Source organism: Bacteroides acidifaciens, from assembly GCF_024623065.1.
Taxonomy (GTDB): Bacteria; Bacteroidota; Bacteroidia; order Bacteroidales; family Bacteroidaceae; genus Bacteroides; species Bacteroides acidifaciens.
On sequence record NZ_JANJZR010000090.1, the window covers coordinates 1 to 15,328 of the forward strand.

14 protein-coding genes are annotated in these 15,328 nt (G+C 41.6%); all 14 read left to right on the plus strand.

The window, feature by feature from the left end; all coding sequences use genetic code 11:
- A partial coding sequence (locus tag NSB03_RS17690) for a hypothetical protein (RefSeq protein ID WP_257466545.1) occupies window positions 1–350 on the plus strand: 350 nt, incomplete at its 5' end.
- A gap of 21 nt (window positions 351–371) precedes the next feature.
- The gene (locus NSB03_RS17695) at window positions 372–1,241 is read left to right on the plus strand and encodes a DUF4373 domain-containing protein (protein WP_257466546.1); all 870 of its coding nucleotides are present in this window, start codon (window positions 372–374) and stop codon (window positions 1,239–1,241) included.
- 204 nt (window positions 1,242–1,445) lie between these two features.
- A complete protein-coding gene (locus tag NSB03_RS17700; protein ID WP_257466547.1) occupies window positions 1,446–1,964 on the plus strand; it encodes an HU family DNA-binding protein in 519 nt (172 codons plus the stop codon).
- Between the two features lie 120 nt (window positions 1,965–2,084).
- Window positions 2,085–2,639, plus strand: a complete 555-nt coding sequence (locus NSB03_RS17705; RefSeq protein WP_257466548.1) for an N-acetylmuramoyl-L-alanine amidase — start codon at window positions 2,085–2,087, stop codon at window positions 2,637–2,639.
- 5 nt (window positions 2,640–2,644) lie between these two features.
- Complete coding sequence (locus tag NSB03_RS17710) at window positions 2,645–2,740, plus strand: smalltalk protein (RefSeq protein WP_005681936.1); 96 nt, start codon at window positions 2,645–2,647, stop codon at window positions 2,738–2,740.
- Window positions 2,741–2,847: 107 nt separating this feature from the next.
- The gene (locus NSB03_RS17715; protein WP_128824516.1) at window positions 2,848–3,558 is read left to right on the plus strand and encodes a hypothetical protein; all 711 of its coding nucleotides are present in this window, start codon (window positions 2,848–2,850) and stop codon (window positions 3,556–3,558) included.
- A gap of 2 nt (window positions 3,559–3,560) precedes the next feature.
- Window positions 3,561–9,560, plus strand: a complete 6,000-nt coding sequence (locus NSB03_RS17720) for an RHS repeat-associated core domain-containing protein (protein ID WP_257466549.1) — start codon at window positions 3,561–3,563, stop codon at window positions 9,558–9,560.
- 26 nt (window positions 9,561–9,586) lie between these two features.
- The gene (locus tag NSB03_RS17725; RefSeq protein ID WP_024988693.1) at window positions 9,587–10,054 is read left to right on the plus strand and encodes a hypothetical protein; all 468 of its coding nucleotides are present in this window, start codon (window positions 9,587–9,589) and stop codon (window positions 10,052–10,054) included.
- 355 nt (window positions 10,055–10,409) lie between these two features.
- The gene (locus NSB03_RS17730) at window positions 10,410–12,002 is read left to right on the plus strand and encodes an RHS repeat domain-containing protein (RefSeq protein WP_257466550.1); all 1,593 of its coding nucleotides are present in this window, start codon (window positions 10,410–10,412) and stop codon (window positions 12,000–12,002) included.
- A gap of 231 nt (window positions 12,003–12,233) precedes the next feature.
- Entirely contained in the window at window positions 12,234–12,635 is a 402-nt protein-coding gene (locus NSB03_RS17735; protein ID WP_024988820.1) for a DUF2057 domain-containing protein, read from the plus strand.
- Between the two features lie 5 nt (window positions 12,636–12,640).
- Window positions 12,641–13,063: a WapI family immunity protein gene (locus tag NSB03_RS17740; protein WP_024988819.1), complete on the plus strand. Its 423-nt coding sequence runs from the start codon at window positions 12,641–12,643 to the stop codon at window positions 13,061–13,063.
- A gap of 152 nt (window positions 13,064–13,215) precedes the next feature.
- The gene (locus tag NSB03_RS17745) at window positions 13,216–13,704 is read left to right on the plus strand and encodes a hypothetical protein (protein ID WP_128824537.1); all 489 of its coding nucleotides are present in this window, start codon (window positions 13,216–13,218) and stop codon (window positions 13,702–13,704) included.
- A gap of 366 nt (window positions 13,705–14,070) precedes the next feature.
- A complete protein-coding gene (locus NSB03_RS17750; RefSeq protein ID WP_228767253.1) occupies window positions 14,071–14,778 on the plus strand; it encodes a hypothetical protein in 708 nt (235 codons plus the stop codon).
- Window positions 14,779–14,908: 130 nt separating this feature from the next.
- On the plus strand, window positions 14,909–15,313 hold the full coding sequence (locus NSB03_RS17755; protein ID WP_257466551.1) for a DUF8192 domain-containing protein: 405 nt from the start codon (window positions 14,909–14,911) through the stop codon (window positions 15,311–15,313).
- Window positions 15,314–15,328 lie beyond the last annotated feature (15 nt).

Sequence of the window (15,328 nt, forward strand, 5' to 3'; positions counted from 1 at the left end):
CCGGTCTTCCCGGCAACTACTGTAAGGAATGTCGTAAAACTGTCAGCCGGAACCACCGGAAGAATGAAAAACGCTCCCTGGCATACGACAGGGAAAGCAGTTATCCGGTAATTACCTCTACGGAAGACCCCATGTTGCGACGGGAGCTTATTCTGCATGCCCTTGAAACCGTAGCTGCCAGCATCGAACGGAAAAGGCGGAAAGTCCGCGAATCGGCATTTGAATGCGAACCGGATGCCGAATCCCGGTCCGGCTCAGCCTTTGAATCGGGGTCAGAATCAAAATCAGAATTAGAATTAGAATTACAATCAAAATCAGAACCAAAATCAAAATCAGAATTGGCCGACTGATTTATAAAAACAATCAATAGTATGGGACGAATAAAACAAGGGCTTGACTATTTCCCTTTGAATACCGATTTTATGCACGACCGTGTCGTGCGCCGTGTGATGAAGCGTGAAGGCGATTCCGCCTTCACAATCCTGCTCTATACCCTGTCTTATCTATATTCGGGCGAGGGTTATTATATTCATGTCGACGATGACTTCTATGACGAACTCTCCGACCAGCTCTTCTGCACGGACAACGATAATGTCCGCCAGGTGCTTCGTCTGTTTGTGGAGTACGGTTTCTTCGATTCCTCTCTCTACGAACGTTACGGCATCCTGACTTCCGCCGACATCCAGCGGCAGTTCCTTTTTGTCACTAAACGCCGCAGCCGCCGTCATATTTCTCCGGACTACTGTCTGCTTCCGGATGAGGAAAACGTACGCCCGACCCTCCCGGATGCTGTTGCAGAAACCGCGGATATTGTAACGCAAACCCCCGATACTGTAACAGAATCCCCGGATACTGTAACAAAAAGCACCCTCCTAAAAAGAAAAGAAAAGGAAAGGAAAGAAAACATCCTCCCTAACCCTCCTTTGCCCAAAGGAGGGGATGAGGAAGAAAAGGGAGGAGATTCTTCTAACAGAAAACCGGCGAAGAAGAAACGTGAGCTGACACAGTCGGATATTGACCGTATGCAAGCTCCTGCCGACGGGCATCCGCGCAACCTTTCCGGACTGTTGGACAACCTTCGCCTTTATCGTATCCCTCCCTCCGAACAGTATGCAATCGTACTGAAAAGTAATTACGGTGAAATCGGCGGCAAGGTTTGGAAAGGTTTCAGCGTCATCCGGGCAAGTGCCGGAAAGATCAAACTGCCCGGTCATTATCTGTTGAGTATCCTGAATAACTGAATGAATAAGGAGTGTGATGCCGTTGGTGTTTGTAATACGTTGTAAATAAGTGGTATATGGCAAATCTTCATATTAACGAATTTATTAACGCACATTTTCAAAATCCCTTTGTCAATCGGAAATAAGGCCTTATATTTGCATTGTCGATAAGCTTAAAGACACAGACGAACTAGAATTATTAACAATTAAAAAACTATTACAATTATGCCAGTACTTTACAAACCCTTCCAGTCAACTCTGGAAGACAAAAAGAGCCAAAAGAAACTCTTCTATCCCCGTGTCGTTCGTTCGGGCAACGTGGATTCCGCCCAACTTTCGAAAGAAATAGCCGCCTACTCTTCCCTCTCTCCGGGTGACGTGAAAAACACGCTCGACAACCTGGTGACGGTGATGACGCAGCACTTGCAATCTTCGGAAAGCGTAAGCGTCGACGGTCTCGGCACCTTCCGCATGGTGATGGTGGCTCGTGGCAGAGGTGTGGAAACCTCCGACGAAGTGTCGGCTGCACAGGCTACGCTTACCGTCCGCTTCCAGCCGGCGACTACCAAGAACCTCGACCGCACTACGGCTACCCGTTCGATGGTGACCGGTGCGAAGTGTGTCCGCTATGATAAGCTTGTTTCCGATACGGGTAGCGCGGAAGGCGGCAACTCCGGTGGAAGCGACAAGCCCGGTGGAGACGGTAATGGAGGGGACGGAGAAACGCCCGATCCGGCTGCATAAATGACGTCACGGCAGTGCAGCGTACACAAAATGTAAATGACAAACTTCGTAGGCTTAACTGAACATTTGACTTTTAACTGAACATTTGGCTTTTAACTAAATTAGAAATCATCCACTAACATGCGAATTATCAACTTAATCGTGGTGCATTGTAGCGCCACGCGGGGGGATTCTACACTCTCACCGGAAGCTTTGGACTTGATGCACCGGCGCCGCGGGTTCAACGGAACAGGCTATCACTACTACATCCGCAAGGATGGAACAGTGTACCTTACCCGGCCCCTCGAACGCATCGGAGCACACGTGAAAGGCTTCAACGCTCACTCGATAGGTATCTGCTATGAAGGCGGTCTGGACTGCCGGGGACGCCCGGCAGATACCCGGACTCCGGCACAGCGCTCCATGCTCCGGCTGCTCGTCGGGCAGTTGCAAGAGAGATTTCCCGGCTGCCGGGTGTGCGGACACCGCGACCTCTCGCCGGACTTGAACGGAAACGGTGAGATAGAACCGGAAGAGTGGATTAAACAGTGCCCGTGCTTCGATGTGGCGAAGGAATTCAAGGAGTTCAAGGATTGCAAGAGATTCAAGGATTCCGGAGAATCCACGGCACAGGCGGAAAACACGGAAGAGCACAGAGTAACACAACACATTAAAGAACAGAAAGGAGGTAAATGATGGCAATGAAGAAATCCGTATGGGATATGATCCTGAAAGTGGTTATCGCAGTGGCTTCGGCTTTGGCAGGCGTTTTGGGCGCTAATGCGATGAATCTGTAAAAGAGAAAAGTATGATAATTTCCACTGTGTAGAGCCGAGCGCGCCGGTTTTATACAGTGGATTAATAAGGAAGATTATTTAAGTTGAGAACTATAACACAGAACACAATGACTAAAAGAATTATATTATTATTGATGTTGGTGCTCTTTGGGTGGGAGTCCCAAGCACAAACGACAGAAGGAAGTGGGACTTCATATTGGGACCCGATACAGGTCACATGCTCTTCTGGAAAAGCGACATTTGAGGATGTTCGTGATACGAGTACGGGGCCACCCTGGTATTATCAGTGTCGTTATATACCTAGAGATGGTGATACTTATGAATACACTCAAGGAAGAGCGATTTATTACCGGATGGAAACATCGGCGTCAGGAGATGTGATCATTCATAATTGGAATTCCTACCGAGTGGGTTTTAGTACTATTTTTTTATTAAGACCCGTTAAACCCGGCGAAATGGAAGATTGGTCAGAAGGAGACCTCTATTTTAAACGGGTCGCCACGTTTGAAATAGGAGATTGTATGTCTCCTGATTTTAATCCGGAGAAGCTTGGCATACCTGAAGGAGTCTCTTTGGGGCTTGCGTATCTGCGTGTGCGGAATTTGCCGGCCGGTACTTATTATATTGTTGTGGCCGGATTTAAAGGCATGAATGGGTCCGTGCCCAATGGTCGGCTGGGAACAACCATTATAACCGATTTGTCATCAATCATTCCCGGCGAACCGGAAGTGATGCCGGAGGAACCGAATGACTGTCCTGTACAATACCAGTATGATCAGTCAGGCAATCGAATCAAAACTATTAAAAGACTACAATAATCATGAGAAATATAACACAAAAAATAATTATTCTAGGAATCGCTTTATTGGTAGCTATTTCTACAAGGGCGCAGCAGGAAGCTGTGGCATCAGAAGGAAGAAATTCCGCATGTGATGTAGGTGAAATTCCTGTTCAATATGCCCTTACTCCTACCGGGGCTGTTACATATCAGGTGCCAATGGATATTCACCCTGACCCTGAGGAATTTCATCCCCGCTTGTCGTTTGGTTATAACAGCCAGCAGCGTGAAAGTGCAATGGGATACGGATGGAATATTGGCGGGCTGTCCGGTATTACCCACGTGCCCGGAACAATTTATTACGATGGAAAATCATCTCCTCTTTCCTTGGATGAAGACAAGCTGATGTTGGATGGCATGCGTTTGCTGAAGACCGGCACGGACGCATGGCAAAGCGAACAAGGATTTATAAAAGTGAAGAAGCAAGCGGACGGCACATTGGTGGCACGTTATCCGGATGGGAATACGGCAAAGTTCGAGACTTCTTCACAAGCTCCTTTCAGTTATGTGATGACTTTGTATACAAACCGTAAAGGCCGATCTGTAAAATATGTCTATACACAGGCGGATAATTTGCCTTATATCCATAAGGTACTGTATGGAGAAGTCGAAGGTGCATATAATGATTCCGTAGTGTTTACTTATCGCAACGTGAATGCTGCTATCGCTCGTTATACAGATGGAAAACCTTTAAAATACAGTCGTTTGCTGGAGAAGGTAGAGTCGTTTTATAAAGGTAAACTGTGGCGGCGATATTTGCTTTCTTATCAGAACAGGGGGGTGAACCTGCCAATACAGTTAGAATGTGAAACGGAGAATGGCAAGCTTAATCCTCTGCAATTCAGATATGGAGACGGAAGGAGTATCGAGTTTCTCAGTGGAAGTACGATTTATTTACAGAGGTATTTCCCGAACTCAGTTCAGGGTCCCAGTTCTCATAGATCTCTTGCTTTATCACGCGGAAAATTCAATAGAACGTCGAAAAGTGACGGTTTGATTTCATATCCGGTGCTCGGTGAGTATACTGAGACACAACATTTATTGGTCTACAAAGATTTGTCGGACTCAAATGTCTCTCCTGTCGTATTTACAGCCGGAAAAGGTTTCAAACAACTGGAAGCGTTAGATGTAAACGGAGACGGTCTGGAAGAGCCGGTAAAAGTAAATTATGATGATGATAAGTTGGTGGTATCAGTATATACGAATGATGTCGACCCCAGCCGGCATTCAGATTACATATATTCGGAGTGGGATGGATATGTTCATGAACGACAGGTGATTACCGGTGATTTCAATGGGGATGGCAAAGTAGAGTTACTGGCTATATCGAGTTGTTATAATTCGGATAAAAACAAATACCCTTCACGTGCCTTGTTGGTAGATTTGAATTATCGGAAGGCTATTTATGACGGAACGTGTTTCGACTTTACATTGCATCAGGTAGATAACAGGGCGTTGTATGCCGACCGCCTGATTCCTATGGACTATAACGGTGACGGCAAGACAGATATCTGTCTCATTAATATAAACGGGCTTTATGTATATGAGTTCACCGGCAGCGGGTTCAGGCAACTGGCATACTCTAGTGCAATTAATATCATGCATTTCAATTTTGAAAGCGGAACTGTCAAAGACAGGGAACTGATGGTGACTGATATGAACGGTGACGGAAATATGGATATTATTCTGGGGCCTCGCCGTGTGCATTGCAAGGATGGTTTCAAGCACTTGGGAGACGGAATCTGTCGTGGCGCATGTGTTAGTGAAAGTAACTTGAAAAGTACCAGCGCAAGTGGGTATAAACATTATGTACACCCTTATTCCGGTCAGGAATGTACGGTCGATCCGAGTGTATCCCAGCGTGACCTTGTGGTCTTTGACTGGAATGTGGAGAACGGCAAGCGGTGGACATTTCTGATTTCTACGGGAAACTCATCTTATAGTACCGCTAATCCCGGATTTAAGGCGCATACGGAAGAATTATTCTATTGTTTTCATGAGACTGTGGGGCTGAATTTCATGTTGGTAGATGTGGATAATGACGGGTTGCCTGACCTGCTGCGCAATGTTCGCGGGAAAATCTATGTTCATCTGAACGAAAACGGAAAGATAAGCCAGGATTATAATTACCGTTCGATTTTACAGATGGATAACCTGTCGGCACAATTTGCCGTGGCGAATGTGGCTCAGCCCTACTATTGGTCAGGAAGTCTGATTTGCGTGGATAATGAGAAGCTTCATGTGTATAAATACAATCACAACGAGTCGAAAGAGCGTATGCTGCGGGATCTTACAGACAGTTATGGAGTGACCTCAAGCCACTATTATACGGATATAATGGAAACATCTGAGAATCGTTATGTGAGCCGTCCGGATATGTCGTTGGGGTATATCAGTTATCCCTATACGATAATGACTCCTCATTTATATGTGCCGGTATGGTTGAAAAAGACAAAAGGAAGCGAACAGCTTTCATGGGAATATTACAAGTACACCAATGCCGTGTTTCATCGTACAGGGCTGGGTTTCCGTGGTTTCCGGAAGATTGAGACGGAAGATGTGGTGAATAAACGTACGATGGCTTCTGTGTTCGATCCGGAGCTGCTGAGTACGGAGGTGAAGAAAGAGACTCCTGCTGATACGATTGTGCGTAAATATGTATTGGAGAGGGCGCAGGATAAGACTGTACTTCTGAAATTAAAGAAAGAAACTGTGCAGGATGCGCTTAATGGTACGGAAAAGGTTACCACGTATGAGTATAATGACTACGGACAGGCAACCGGCATGTCTACTTCCTATGGTGCTCATAATACGGAAGCAAAATCATTCGGTTATCAGAATGTAGAAAACAGCGATTGGTATCTGTTGGGGCTTCCGCTTTTCTCATGGACACAAAGTTCTCGTAATGATTCGATTGTCACTCAGGAAGTGAGAACTGATTATGATAACCGGTATCTTCCTGTCCGTAAGACAAGTTTTGTCAATGGAAATATCGCTTCCCAAGAGCATTATGAATATGACGACAGACAGCAACTTACCAGAAAAGAGCAGTGTTCATATGATTCGGAAGACTGGCTGGTGAAGACCTTTGAGTATAACCGGGATGGATGCTTGATGAAAGAAACCGACCCTATGGGGCTGTCTGCCGGCTATGTGTACGATTTAGAAACCGGCTTGCTGCAAAGCGCTACCGACCATAAAGGGCATGTCACCCGTTATGCTTATGACATGTGGGGGCGTCTTGTCGAAACCTGCTATCCTGACGGGCGTATGAGACGATTGTCAACTGCGTGGAGTAACGAAGGAGAACCGGGGCTGTATGTTGTGACTGTTGCTGAAACAGGCAAGCCTGTAACAAAAACGTATTATGACTACTTGAAGCGGGAAGTTCGCACATCGCAGGTTCGCTTTGACGGACGGGAAATGAAAACGGATAAAGTGTACAACGTGAAAACGGGGCTGCTTGAAAAAGAATCTCTACCCACTACGGATAGTGTCCCTTCGCGTTGGAACAGCTTTACGTATGATAAATTTGACCGCCGTACATCCACCCGCTATGCTTCGGGGAAAATGGATTCTTGTGCGTATGGCGCTTTGACCGATACTATTATTGAAAACGGTATCCGCCATATCCGTACATATGATGAAGTCGGGCTGATGACACAAGCGACGGATGCTGCGGGAAGTATTGCTTATTATTACCGTCCCGACGGCCAGCCGGTGGTGGCAATCATGTCAGGAAATATACAAACCCGTTTCTATTATGACAAGTATGGCCGTCGTATTGCCATTAAAGATCCCAGTGCCGGTATCCGTCGGACGGCATATGACAAAGCCGGAAATGTCAGCAAAGAAACTGATGCTGATGGTCGTGAATTAGTGAAAGAATACGACCGCTACGGACGTGTCGTGAAGCAAATAACACCTGACTTGACAACGGCTTATACCTATGACGACACGGAAAACCTGCTGCTTTCCGCAGTGTCAAGCAATGGCAGTGCTCTGTATAATACTTACGATGAGTATGGCAGACTGCAAATGCAGCGTGAAGAAGCTCCGGATGGCAAATGGTTGCAGAAAGCCTACAGTTATACAACCGACGGACTGCCTGAATCCATTGCTTATACCTCTCAAAACGGTGCTTTGGCCACAGAAGAGTTGTCTTACCGCAACGGTTTCCTGACAGAAGTCCGTCTTGCAGACGGAACGCTGGTCTACCGTCATGATGAAGAGAATTCGCTGGGACAGTTGACGAAGCTTACTGCAGGCGGAATGCAGCGTACCTACGAGTTTAATGAATGGGGACTGCCTGTAAGACGCAGCATCACCCGTGCGGACGGGAGTGTAATGTTCGACCACAGCTACCGTTTCAATGTGGCGAATAACAATCTTGAAAATCGTACGGATGAAACCAGAAACCTGCCGGAGGATTTTGATTATGATGGCTTGAACCGTTTGTGTTCTTACGGTAATAATGCCGTTCTTTATGATAATTATGGTAATATTCGTTGGAAGGGCGATGCCGGGGAACTGGCCTATACCAATCCGAACCGCCCTTATGCCGTGACGGGTTTGGCTCCTGTTGAAGATAATCCGGTGAAGTCCGGTCTTGACATCACTTATACTGCCGGTGAGCGTCCTGCCGTAATCACACAAGGCGATGGCAAGAAAGCCGTGCTGACGTATAATGCCAATCACGACCGTATCCGTATGCAGTATTCTGTGAATGATTCGATACGGTGGTCACGCTATTATTTGGGTGGTAATTATGAAGTTGATGAAACTGTTGGTAGAACGAAAGAAAAGTTGTACCTTGGTGGCGGATATTATGATGCTCCTGCGGTATTGGTGAAAGAAGGTAGTAATGTTTCCATTTACTTCATTCACCGTGACTATTTGGGCAGTATTTTGCAAATAGTGGATGCGCAGGGCAACATAGTGGAAGAAAACAGTTTTGATGCTTGGGGATGCAGACGCAATCCTGCGAATCAGGCGGTCTTTGTGACAGGCGCTGAGCCCGAGTTACTGTTAGGTCGCGGATACACAGGACACGAGCATCTGTCGTTCTTTGGATTGATTAATATGAATGCCCGGCTGTATGATCCGGTGTTAGGTCGCTTCTTGAGTCCTGACCCGTATGTACAAATGCCAGACTTTACGCAGGCGTACAACCGATATGGCTATTGCATGAACAGCCCGTTGTGTTATGTGGACCAAAGCGGGGAGTTTTTCTTAGGTTATACCTTTGGCTTTTTCAAAGGATTATTTACTGGTAAAAATCCGTTTAAGACAGGTTGGCAAAGTGGAGTGAATGAGGTAAAACTCTGGGGTGGTTTGTTTACCACAGATAGCCGGAAAAACTTTGGGGGACAAGCATGGGAAATGATTTCTCGTTTCACTTGGCAGGGTGCACAAACCTTTTTCGGTCTTGGTTTTGCTACTGTTTCCAATTGGGCAGGCCAAGTGGATGAAGTCGATTATTGGGGTGGTGCTACGGTATCACGCGGAGCCAATTGGGGTTCTGGTGCTGTAACATTGAGTAGTTATATTACCGGTAACCGAAATCTCAAGGCAGACCCTAACAACTATCTTTTCCAGCATGAGTATGGACATTATTTGCAAAGTCAGGAGATGGGACCGGGATATATTCCTACTGTAGGAATACCGAGTATAAAGAGTGCTGCCGGAAATGGCGACCATAGTCTTGAGAAGTTTGAGCAGGATGCAAATAGAAGAGCGTTCAATTATTTTAATGATCCTAAGAATGGGATAGAAGGATTTTATACGTCGGAAGAGGACTATGAAAAGTATAAAAAACTTTATCAATTTGGGAATTTGACTAAAGGTTGGAACTTTTATAAGAATCCGTTGGATGTGAATGGTAGTGGGGTCGGAAGTAAGGAAACTTATTATGATTATAATAAATCCGGTGCTATAAAATCTTCCAATATGATATTGCGTATGTTTTGGTTAAAATATTGAATAATATCAATGATAAGAGAAAAGTAATGAAACATTTAAAAGTTATCATGTTGATGTATGTAGTCTCCACGGTGTTATGTGCTTGTCGTAACTATAAAGGAGGACCTCCATATATGACACTCGTCAATAATTCGGATATAGATATCTCCATTCAGACATCTTATCCCGAAAACATACAAGAAGATTCTATGATTTTATGTCATTACGGTTTGTTTTACGGTGTCTACGATCTTAAGGTTGATTCTTTGTTTAAGTTCTTTTACTGGGGATGGGAGGATTGTTACCGGAATCCTGCTGGTTGGTATGATTATTTTGAGACTTATAAATATATCCAGTATCTGATTATGGATCGTGATACATTTTGGAAATATCATTCCGAACCTTGCGACACCATCCGCAAATACGTTCCTGTGCTTCATGTGTATCGACTTACCTTGGAAGACTTGGAGCGAATGAATTGGACGGTGGTTTATCCGCCGGAAGAAGAGGATTAATAGGATATATGCTCAGAATTCTCTTATAGTTTTTTCCCTGATATAAATTGATATTCAAATAATTTATATCAGGGATTTTTACGATACATCAATCGGTTTGCTACAAAGCAGCGCCAATCATAAAGAGCTTACCGCCTGTTATGCTTCTGCACAATTGCCCATAGATTTAGTCGTGGAAAGATTGAGTAAACGGGAATAAAATCTTTTGTTTAGGATAAGATGGCAGGAAGAGAACAGGGCTTGTTTTCTTCCTGCTTTTTGTTTTATAAGGAACTTTCAAAGAATAAGGACTGTGTAGGGTGCTTTTAATGACACGGAAAAGTTCACCATGTATGAGTGATAGCTACAACGTGTCGTGAAGCAAATAACACCTGAATTGACAACGGTTTATACCAATCCGAACCGCCCTTATGCCGTGACGGGTTTGGCTCCTGTTGAAGACAATCCGGTGAAGTCTGAACTTGACATCACCTATACTGCCGGTGAGCGTCCTTCTGTTATCACGCAGGATGGAAAGAAAGCTGTGTTGACGTATAATGCCAATCACGACCGTATCCGTATGCAGTATTCTGTGAATGATTCGACACTGTTGTCACGCTATTATTTGGGTGGTAATTATGAATTGGATATTAACAGTACGGGTACGCAGGAAAGGTTATATTTAGGTGGTGATTATTACGATGCCCCTGCTGTACTGGTAAAGCAAAGCGGTCGTACCTCTGTTTATTTCATTCACCGTGATTACTTGGGTAGTATTCTGCAAATATCGGATATGCAAGGAAATGTGGTGGAGGAAAACAGCTTTGATGCCTGGGGCTGTAGGCGTAATCCTTTGACTCATGAGTCATATGCAACTGAGAGTACTCCGGGTTTGATGTTGGGCAGAGGTTTTACCGGACATGAACATTTGCCGCTGTTCGGGCTGATAAATATGAATACCCGTTTGTATGATCCCGTATTGGGGCGTTTCCTCAGTCCTGACCCGTATGTGCAGATGCTTGATTATACGCAGGCTTTCAATCGTTATAGCTATTGTATGAACAGTCCGCTGTGTTATGTGGATGAGAATGGGGAGTTTATTTGGTTCGTAATAGGTGCTGCTGTTATTGGCGGCGCAATCAATGTGGCAACCCATTGGAAAAGTATAGATAATGTTTGGCAGGGTTTAGGGTATTTCGGAGTTGGTGCTGCTGCCGGTGCTATTGGTGCTGCTACCGGTGGGATAGCCGGTGGTGCAGGATTTATAGGTGGTGCTATCGGTGGTTTTGTAGGTGGTGCAACATCCGGTTTCACGCTTGGCTTCGGTAATACGTTAGTAGATGGAGGAAATATCTCTGATGCTTTTTCCAATGGTCTTAATGGTGCATTTTATGGTTCTATCACAGGTAGTGTGACGGGTGGATTGATTGGTGGTGGTATGTCTTTTATTAAAGGACAGAACTTTTGGACTGGACAGAATATCGCTCCGGGAAGGAATGCGTTCTCGATAAAGAATACACCGGTTGATAATATTGGTCGTCATAGACCAACAATGCTTTCGCCTGATCAGATGCCAGAAGTTGCTCCTATAGACATGTCTGTTCCGCAAAATGGAATAAGAGATTATTCGATTACGACTTATGGTAATACTAATATTAATCCTGTGATAGAAGGAAAATATTTAGTACCTAAAGATCTACAGATTAAAGGATATGATAATAGAATTACATTACAAACTGATTTATATCATGATTTTCCACGTTCATTTGATGAACAAATAGTTAAAGATGGTTGGTTATATGGTACATCTGGTAATAGTAGGATGATGATTGCCCCTGGAACTGTAAATGGAGCTAATGGTGTATATACCGTTGGAATAAATACTGAAACAGGAATAATATATCATAGAAATTTTTATGAATGGAATGATTTTCTAAGAAAATTTCATTTTCCGATAATGCCTTACTAATAATTGATGAGTCCATTAAAAAAATGTATTTTATCCCCTTTCAAAAGCATCTGTAAGGCGTTAATCTCTGATAAAAAAGACTTTTTTAAGTGGACGCATTGATTGAGTTTGTTAATGGAAGCATATACATAATTTGTTTGCGACTTAGCAAACTCAATTATTTTACAATAAAATATTTAATAGTCTATAATACATATTATATTTGTATGCATAGATATAACAATAAACAGTATGAAAGAAGTGTTTTTTTATAATTGGAAAAGAGAACCTGTAATGCAATGGTCTGATTTAAATATAATTGGTGTTGAGGAAGCTGGTCTTGTATCTTTTGATGTGAAAGTTTCAAAATCAATTTTTGAAGCATCAATTAGAATAAAAACAGAATTGAGTGAGTTAATTGACTTTAAAGAAAATCTGGCTAAATTGTTCGAACAGAATATTCTTGTTGTTGTATTTACTTCATCCGATGAAGATATAAAGATAGAATTAAGGAGAGAAAAATCTGGACGCATTTATCAACGTTTTTGGATTAGAGAATTGAGTGCAAGAAATAATCTGACTGTAAATGATTATTTTGATCAAACGTTCCTACCAGAATTGATAGATGAGATAAATAATTTCATAATGCAATAAATCGTATGAGTAATATAAGTATTATAAATAGCGATAGATCATTTGCTATTCGTTTTTTCAATTTTAAATATAATGATGATAGTGATTATAATTATTTCCAGTATAAACTCTGTATTGAGAATGCAACATTTAAAGTGTCTACTGATACTTATTCTTTTGTTGATGAATTATATAGGTTTAGAGAAAATTTGATATCTTTTTTGAGGAAAGAAATAAAAATCATACACTTTGCTCCTTTAGAAGGAATGTGGCAAATAAAACTTTCATGGAGGGATGCAGAAATAATTTCTTTAGAAGGAGGAATCAGTGATATAGAAAATATTAGGAGTAGCTTAGAATTTCATGTTTTTTTGAGTATAAGAGATTTATTGAAGACTGCCAAGGAATTAGGCGATTTCTTATTATTGTATAATAAAAAATCCATTTAGAGTCAAGAGTTTTACCTTCATGTAAGTTGGTCGAAGACTAATTATATTGAAGGTAACTTGTTTTATAATGGTTGTAAAATGTCTTTTCGAGGAGCAGGTATTAGACCTATGTTGTATTTTCACTTTTTACTTAATCGTTAATTATTTCTGTAATGAAAAGAATCTTGTTTTTAATTATGATTACAGCGTTTTTTGTTACACAGAATGTCTGCTATGCTCAGCAAAATGAATTGAAGATAGAAGATGTTAAAAGTATTTGGATATATCATTATTTTGATTCTATAGGGCATACTAGAGGGAGTATCTATCGCAAATTTCGAGAATTAGAAGCCAATAATACACCTAAAATTTTATTAGATTCTGTATTTGTAGATTCTTTTAAATACACTCTTATTAAATCTGCAAAAAATAAGAAATTGTTACCCAGTAAGTGCGGGAAAAATCTTATTTTCGCTCAATTTGTGCTGAGTAATAACAGTACTCGAAATATTATTATTGCTTCTAATGGTGTTTTCGATTATTTTATTGGAGGTAGAGGATATTTCTTTATTGAAAGTTCTGATAAACGGAATAAAATCATGTGGATGAATAACTATTTTAACAAAATAGTGGATAAAATAAACTCCATTGTAAAACAATGATAAGTAAGGTTCTTATATAGAACAAATCAAGTAGGAAGAAAGGTAAGTCCTTGATAAAGTGCTTGTATAAACGGAGAATCATTGTGGAAATTTAATAATTCCATAGCGATTCTCTGTTTATATGGGCATTTTATTGAGGACTTACTCTATTATTTGGGTGGTAATTATGAATTGGATATTGACAGTATGGGTGCGCAGGAAAGATAAAACCATATTCTGGTAATTATATAATTGTTATAAAGCATTATTTTTAATTTATATAATATGTGTATCGGAGTTTGTGAAGGAATTTTTATGAATTTTGGTACGCATTCAAAGATATAGACTATATTTGTAATTAAGACGTTTTAAATACAATAATAGAGAATGAAAGAACAAATGAAAAGAATAATGACAATACTTTCTGAACGATTGGATAAGTATGGTTTTAAGAAAAAAGGATATAATTATTTTGTGCGAATGGCTGATGAGAAAACAATTCAGAACATAGGATTTAGTATTGCTACGCATGGAGAAAAACACGCTTTTTATTTGAGCCCGAGTCCTGGAATCGTATACAAAGATGTATCAGAACTAGAGATACAATTAAGAAATTTAGGGGTATCTAAATATCCTGATTATGTAGGTGCTATGCTGTGTTCGCCTATTGGCTATTTAATGCCTGCAAGAGATTATATAGAATGGAAATTTATGTTGAGTGAAGATAATATAGCCGAAGAGGTTAATGCGATGGCTGATGCTATCATAGAATATGGAATTCCTTATATGGAAAAGCTAGTGGATAGAGATGAGGTAGTTTACGGCATGGAAATAGGGAAATATGGGGGAGCACGAGAGTTTGTACTACCAATACTTCATTATTTACGGGGTAATAGTCAGCGCGCATTAGAATGCATAAATGAATTCATAAAAAAGTTCTCTGCTACTTCTCATTTAGAAGATTATGAAGCAGATGTTTTAAAGCGATTGTTAGGGGAGAATGATAGACTTTATGAAATTAATAATAATGGATTAAAGTCTTATTTAGACTTTGCTGATAATTTTAAACAGATGATGAATTGTCATGATCGTTGAAGATAAAGAGTCAATAGTTGTTTGTTGTATACCAGTGACGAGAGAGGATATTCTTGTGTTATTTTTGTCAATTGACTCAGACAAATAGGAATTTATTCAAGCCCATATATTTACCAAATACCATAAAAGTATGAAAAGATTACTTATATTAGGATGTTTTGCAATGTTTATGTTAGGATCTTCCTGCATACATAAATACGTTGTAAATAGAGATAGTATGAATGGAGAAGTGTATGAACTGCAAGTCCATAATCTTCAGGAAATCCCAGAAGATATATTGGACAATATAGACAAAATGGGGGTAGATGAATCTGCGATACTCAACGAATATGAAGGGAAATATCTTAATTTTATCTTTAAAATTAACCCAGAAGAATTTGATCTTGTGGGGAAGAAAGTTGCCTTTTTAAAAGTAGGTAATAAGGCGGGTTATTTTGATAGTACACGTTCTCCCGAACGTAAAGGCACAACTGTGGGGGAGACTGTCCGAGAACTCCTCTTTAAACAGAGGTTTGTCGTTGTCCCTCCGCAATAGCCCCTGTTTGTAGCA